This is a genomic window from Okeania sp., from assembly GCF_983059655.1.
The window spans coordinates 1-5,865 of sequence record NZ_CEZPJD010000504.1 but is presented as its reverse complement, the minus strand read 5'-3'; the positions used below and the strand labels follow the sequence as shown (position 1 = coordinate 5,865).

The window sequence follows — 5,865 nt, the reverse complement described above, 5'->3', positions numbered from 1 at the left end:
GACTTTTAGCTATTGGACAATTCCTGCAATTTGTAAATATGCCAGCGCACATTGCGATAAGTAGGATCTTAAGCAGAACTATCGTCTGATTATAGCATCAGAAGTATTACCACCTTTTTGAGTTTTCACTCCTCAAAACTCTTTATTTCATAGGATTTTTGTTTATTGTTAACTCTTCCTAAAAAATCCCCTCCTAGGGGATAAAATAGCTATTATTATTAAAGATGCCCCAGGAGGGGATAATAGATATGTATGATATATTAAATTACATAAAGTTAAGTAAAAAATATTAAAAATACCTTGTTTAATAATACTTTATTTGCTAAAGTCACAATGCTTTACCCAGAAAAGTGTGGGACAAATTCATTATTCTTTTTCTCAGAAAAAATTAGAATCAGCGAAAAATGGGCTGTTTTTTGTACTGCCATATTTCTAGTGTCAGTGCCAGTGTTTTTTCAAGCTCCAATGGTACGTCAACTACCTTGGTTAAGTTTAGCTATGACAGGCTTTTGGTTATGGCTAAGTTTAAGACTACTGAAAGATAGAGATACTAATATATGGGGCGATCTATTATTGGGATTTACTTGGAGTTGGTTGACAGGCTCAATATACTGGGGTTGGCTACGACAAGAACCACTCCTCCATTTACCAGTTGAGGCGATATGTGTACCTTTTGCTTTGTGGTGTTTAGCGCACAAAAAAGAAATGATAGGTAACTGTTTTTACCTTGGTTCTCTACTAGGTACAGCAGTTACAGACGGATATTTCTACATAACTGGTCTGATTCCTTATTGGCGACGATTAATGAAAGTTGAACCAGATATGGCCTTAGAGGTATTTCAAGATGCTTTAACTCAAGTACGTACTTCCTGGGGAATAATTTGGATATTTGTTCTGGTGGGAATTCTACTGCTTTTTGGTCTTCTACCTTTACAATCAAGCAAGTTACACTATTGGGCGTTTGGAGCGGCAGTATTAAGTACAATTTTAGTGGACAGTCTATTTCTATTAGCTGCTTGTTTAGCTTAATATTAAGATAGTAAGAGGGGGTGCATAAGAAGCAGAACTCAGTAATAATCCTGTAGAAACCTATGCTATTTTAGGGACAATCAGTTCATAACTAAATTATTATTAATATTTTTAGTGCAGATTAACATAGAGAATCCACACAAGCTCTAAACTTGTGTTACCGTGAGTGCCACTGTCGTGATTTTGCAACCTCCTCATATGCTCCTTCGTACCGAAGCAGGCGATCGCTATCTACCTCTGGTGGGAAACAATTGTTGGACTATTGGTAGAGGTAGAGATAACACTTTTGTCCTAACTGATAAATGGATATCCCGCAACCATGCCATGATACAGCAGATGGACAAAGGAGATTTTTATCTGATTGACTTAGGTAGTCGTAATGGTACTTTTGTAAATAGTCGTCGTGTTAGTATCCCTGTGGTCTTAAAGGATTCCGATCGCCTACTATTTGGTCAAACAGAATTAGAATTTAATTGTCCAGACCTAGTAATGGACACAGAATCTGGTATAGATGGTGATTCTCAAGATTTTACATCTACCTTACATGTTCGTCGCCTAATATCAGTGATGGTAATGGATATCCGAGATTTTACAGTGCTAACCAGAAAACTGGACGAGAGAGTATTGTCTGAAGTTATTGGTAGTTGGTTTAGACAAGCAGGGGATATTATTAGGAAGAATGGAAGTTGGGTGGATAAATATATTGGTGATGCTATTATGGCTGTCTGGTTTCATGGAGCTGAGGGAGTTAGTAGTGTAGAAATGATTCGTATTTTTCAAGCTCTCCAAGATTTATATGAGGTAACAACAGAACTAAGTAGGACATACCCTTTACCATTTCCTTTAAGAGTAGGAGCAGGAATAAATACAGGTTATGCAATGGTGAGTAATGCTGGTAGTAGCGAACGCTCGGACTATACCGCTTTGGGAGATACTGTAAATGCAGCATTTCGCCTAGAATCATCTACTAAGGAAATTGGTATGGATATTGCTTTGGGAGAAGGTACTTATCAGTATATTTGCGATCTAGAAAATGTGCATCAAATATTTAAGCAGTATCAAGTAAATCTGAAAGGCTATGATAGTCCAATTATTACTTATGGTGGTACTTTTAATAATCTCAACACTTTTTTGGGCAAAAAATTGTTCTCTGCAAAGAATAAAAATTTGTTTTAGCTCAAAATGGGGTTGAAGGAATTCTTAGTAACAAGTGAAGGAGAATCTATCCCCATACCTCAATAGACATCTCCAGAAAAGAGGGAACAGGGAACACCGGAGCTGGGAACAGGGAAGAATAATTGATAATTTATGGATAAGAATTGATTTTATTTTTGATTTTTACCAGATGTCTAATACTATCGAAAATCTCAGCAGCGATTAAAGACTTTGCAAAAACGTTTATCTCGAAAGAAAAAAGGAAGTCATTTCAGAGTTATCAATTATCAGTACCTCCGACTAAAGCCGGAAGCTTGAAATACTGAACTAAATATTCTCTTGGTCGATTGGATATGGCGAGGTTTCCTCGCCATCCCTCAACCGCTTTTTCATCCTCTTAAAAGGGGAGGCTTTGGACCTCATTTTTTGGTAAAAGGAGGCTCAAAGCTGTTAAAGCTGTAGCGAAACAATATAAAAAAGTGGCTGATCAACGTAAAGATTTCCACTTGAAAACAGCCAATGAATTGTTATCAAAAGGTGAAGTTATCGCCCATGTAGACGCGGAGTGGCGTGCCGGAGGCAAACTTAAACATTAAAGGGCTGGCAAAGACTCGCTTGAGTAAATCAATTAACGATGCTGGATGGGGGTAAATTCCTATCTATTTTAACTGTCAAAGCCGGAAATGCTGGACAGAAAACTATAGCAGTGAACCCACAAAATACCAGCCAAGATTGCTCAAACTTTGGGGAAAAAGTCGATAAAGAATTAAATATACGAACCCATTCTTGTCCGCATTGTGGGATAGTAATAGACCGCTACTTTGCGGAGCATTCCGTAGGAAATACAGCGATAAATATCAAAAATAGGGCGGTAGGGTATTCCTTTCTTAAAGCTCATGGAGCCCGACGGAATACCGGGGCAGGGAAACGAGAGAGCTTACAATATAGTGCCAGCCTAGTGTAGAAGTATGTCACATTGTAGATGTTCTAAGTTTATAAACTCAAGAAAAAGCTTTGTAGTTTAATATCCCACGATACTTCTAATGATGGGACATATCAGCTTATTATTAACATCAAAAGCCTTGGAATTAACTGCAACACAGCATGATAAGATAACTGAGAGAAAAATCAAAAATAGCTGTCTGGTAAACTCAACCTTTTATAAAAAGGTTAGTTTAACCCGTAAAACCAGATAATTTATAGTGGATGGGACTTAATAGTCTATTACTAAATTTGTCTTGTTGGGCAAAAACACGTCTCCCAAAGTTTCTGTAGGATGAGAGGCAGGAAGAAATAACTTCCCAGAATGTTCATTTTGTGGTTTCCGTGGAGGCAAATTAGACCTTTCAGCGAGAATAGTTTTGTCTCGACTGTGGTGCAAAACACGTTCTTAGACGATAATGCATCCATGAATATATTAGTCGCGGGCGGACAGTCCGAGATAAAAAAGCGCACTGAACCCGCGTCGCCGTTAGCGTTAGCTCCTCCTCCGGAGGAAAGGCGCAAGGGAACGCGGAGCAAGAAACGGACACGGATGCAAGTGTAACCCAGCCCTATCCCTTCCCGGGAGAGGAGCAAGAGGGGTGTGCAGCAGCTAATGTTAGCGGAAGCTCTGAACCAGCAAAGCGTCAACCCACCGAGGAGCTAAGGCTCGGTGAATCCCCGCGCCTTATAAGTCGGAGAGGATGTCAACGTTAACTACTTAACAAACTTTGTATATCAATAGATGAGGAAAAGTAAAATAATGAAACAAATAGGATCACTGCTAGCAATATTAGGGTTATGTCTGGGTTGTGTAGGATTAATGCCATACCATCAAGCTTATGCAAGTAACTTAAGTTTAACTGTATGGCCTTCAACATCAATTCTAGCAGTAGAATCTGGAAGGGAGAACAAGGCAGACAGAAAATTAGGAGAAATTGGAGAGAAGCTCGATCTTAACAATAGTCCTTTACGAAGCTTTCGGAAATACCGGGGAATGTTTCCAACTATAGCTTCGATGATAGTAGATAATGCTCCTTACGAAAAGGTAGAGGATGTACTAGAAATTCCTGATTTAACTGAAAGACAAAAAAAGCTTTTAGAAGCAAATCTTGAAAATTTTACAGTGACTCCACCTGCTGATGTTTATATTGAAGGTGACTATAGATTGAATACTGGTTCATACGACTAAGGTTAGCATAGACTAAACTCTTACCCATTAGTCAATCTTCAATGCTGCTACATAATACTTGAATACTAGATTGACATACTCCCGACGTTGTGGTTATGCGACAACGCGGGATTTTTCATTCCGATCAGCTCTGACCACAGTTTTAACACAGGTGATGTTTTCTCTCTGTGTTGATAGTAATTCTATTTTCTGTATTAGACATCTCCAGAAAAGAGGGAACAGGGAACACCGGAGCTGGGAACAGGGAAGAATAATTGATAATTTATGGATAAGAATTGATTTTATTTTTGATTTTTGGAGATGTCTATTATATAGAATCCGGTTATATAGAAGCCATTTGGTATCTTGATCAATATCAATTTTTTTAGCTAGGAGTCAGGAGACAGGAGATTAAGAGGGAAAAAGGAAGAGGTAAGATGTTGGGATAGATAATGCAAAAAATTCAACACTCCTTTTTCAGATTTTTCCTCACTCATTGATGTACGAAAAGACTTGACTACTATAATTATATAGATCTCAAATGGGTTCTATACTATATGTATATGACTAGGAATGATACCAAATCCGGTTTTCAAAACCATGTTTTTCAAATTCCTTTCTAACCCTTCTTCCTCACAGGAGTGCGCATTCCCTCTCTTGGTCAGCATTCCCTCTCTTGGTCGGCGTTCCCTCTCTTGGTCGGCGTTCCCTTGCGCCTGTCGGCGGCGCGGGGTCCGACCGCTTGCATCTGACGCCGACGCGGGTTCCGACCGCTTGCGTCTGACACCGACGCGGGGTCGCACTGCTTCTGCCCTCTGCCTTCTGCCTTACCTCACGATCAACCTTACTTTCAAAACAGGATTTAGTATGAGATGGAATCTGGATAACTAGTTGATGAAAAACTTTGTACCTTTTCACCTTATTCTTTCCCCTTTGCCTTCCTTCTGTAGATACGATAAGTATTTAGCCGGATTCTGTATTAGAAGTGATGAGTTATAGTTTCCATGGCAATTTTTTAAGATCTCTGTTGGTGACTTCCGGTAACTGATATCATTCTCAAAAGCGTTCATGGAGTATGACAGAAGTAACCAGCAAGTGGAAATACCTTTAGGATAAGCTTTTTAGCCCACATCATCCCCGCAAAAATTAGGATGGGGATGAGTCATTAACCTATTAATTTGCGTTGGCAGAGCCTAGCGGTAGCTATATTGCCTCCTACTATTTAGGGCTTGCTGATTAAATCTCAAAGCATTGACTGATATTGCTTTTCAGTCTTTTTTTATCTAAAAAAGTGCAAGCTTTTCGGCCTACAAAGCTCATGCATGCTAGTATTTCGGGACGATTATGGCAGAAAAATCAAGGTACTATTCTTCTGACTACTTCTTCTATAATTCCTATTCCTCCTGACTTCACCAATTCTGGATTCTGCCTCCTACCCCTACCAAAAGACTTTATTCAGCAAACCCTATTTATTATTACAGCACTTTTGAGGATAGTGAGGTACACTTATAGGACTATTCTTATATTTC

The 5,865-nt window shown here is 39.0% G+C and carries 7 protein-coding genes; 5 read left to right on the top strand and 2 right to left on the bottom strand.

Annotated features, from left to right (window positions below; translation table 11 throughout):
- Positions 1-300 precede the first annotated feature (300 nt).
- The 3 genes from AC3DU7_RS22870 (at position 301) to AC3DU7_RS22860 (ending at position 3,148) form a co-directional block, all read left to right on the top strand.
- Entirely contained in the window at positions 301-1,029 is a 729-nt protein-coding gene (locus tag AC3DU7_RS22870) for a DUF3120 domain-containing protein (protein ID WP_488041595.1), read from the top strand.
- A gap of 198 nt (positions 1,030-1,227) precedes the next feature.
- Positions 1,228-2,205, top strand: a complete 978-nt coding sequence (locus tag AC3DU7_RS22865; RefSeq protein ID WP_488041596.1) for an adenylate/guanylate cyclase domain-containing protein — start codon at positions 1,228-1,230, stop codon at positions 2,203-2,205.
- A gap of 613 nt (positions 2,206-2,818) precedes the next feature.
- On the top strand, positions 2,819-3,148 hold the full coding sequence (locus AC3DU7_RS22860) for a zinc ribbon domain-containing protein (RefSeq protein ID WP_488041594.1): 330 nt from the start codon (positions 2,819-2,821) through the stop codon (positions 3,146-3,148).
- A gap of 249 nt (positions 3,149-3,397) precedes the next feature.
- On the opposite strand, the gene AC3DU7_RS22855 is transcribed toward AC3DU7_RS22860, so the two are convergent.
- Positions 3,398-3,565 (bottom strand): hypothetical protein, encoded by a 168-nt coding sequence (locus tag AC3DU7_RS22855; protein WP_488041593.1) that lies wholly within the window; start codon positions 3,563-3,565, stop codon positions 3,398-3,400.
- Between the two features lie 363 nt (positions 3,566-3,928).
- Here AC3DU7_RS22855 and psbU point away from each other — a divergent pair, with 363 nt between their 5' ends.
- A complete protein-coding gene (psbU, locus tag AC3DU7_RS22850; protein ID WP_488041592.1) occupies positions 3,929-4,357 on the top strand; it encodes a photosystem II complex extrinsic protein PsbU in 429 nt (142 codons plus the stop codon).
- A 527-nt stretch (positions 4,358-4,884) separates the two neighbouring features.
- Here psbU and AC3DU7_RS22845 read toward each other — a convergent pair.
- Positions 4,885-5,139, bottom strand: a complete 255-nt coding sequence (locus tag AC3DU7_RS22845) for a hypothetical protein (protein ID WP_488041591.1) — start codon at positions 5,137-5,139, stop codon at positions 4,885-4,887.
- Between the two features lie 515 nt (positions 5,140-5,654).
- Between AC3DU7_RS22845 and AC3DU7_RS22840 the strand changes: the two genes are divergently transcribed.
- Positions 5,655-5,865: hypothetical protein (locus tag AC3DU7_RS22840; protein ID WP_488041590.1), on the top strand; the 211-nt coding region annotated here is incomplete at its 3' end.

Excerpts from the sequence above, each read along its gene's own strand:
- AC3DU7_RS22865 (WP_488041596.1), top strand. The coding sequence starts at position 1,228 with ATGCTCCTTCGTACCGAAGCAGGCGATCGCTATCTACCTCTGGTGGGA.
- AC3DU7_RS22860 (WP_488041594.1), top strand. The coding sequence starts at position 2,819 with ATGCTGGATGGGGGTAAATTCCTATCTATTTTAACTGTCAAAGCCGGA.
- psbU (WP_488041592.1), top strand. The coding sequence starts at position 3,929 with ATGAAACAAATAGGATCACTGCTAGCAATATTAGGGTTATGTCTGGGT.